1 protein-coding gene is annotated in these 257 nt (G+C 56.0%); it reads right to left on the reverse strand.

The features are described 5' to 3' along the window. Positions 1-257: heat-inducible transcriptional repressor HrcA (locus tag HKX41_12285; GenBank protein NNC24914.1), on the reverse strand; the 257-nt coding region annotated here is incomplete at both ends.

Genomic DNA, 257 nt, shown 5'->3' on the forward strand with positions numbered 1-257 from the left:
GACAAATCGGAAGCGACCCGGTTCAACACCGTGATGACGCGCGAATACTCCATGCGCGTCGGCCCGAGAATCGCGATCGATCCGAGCTGCTCCTCGCCGACCGGGTATGGTGCCGTTATGAGGCTGCAGTTTTCCATGCCGTGCAATTCGTTTTCCCGGCCGATCGACACCTGCACCCCTTTTTGGCTTTGCTTGCGAAGCAGACGGTAAATGTCTTTTTCCTGCTCAATGATGTTCAGAAGCGGGCGCACTTTTTC

The sequence above is a fragment of the Salifodinibacter halophilus genome (genome assembly GCA_012999515.1).
In the GTDB taxonomy this organism is placed as follows: domain Bacteria; phylum Pseudomonadota; class Gammaproteobacteria; order Nevskiales; family Salinisphaeraceae; genus Salifodinibacter; species Salifodinibacter halophilus.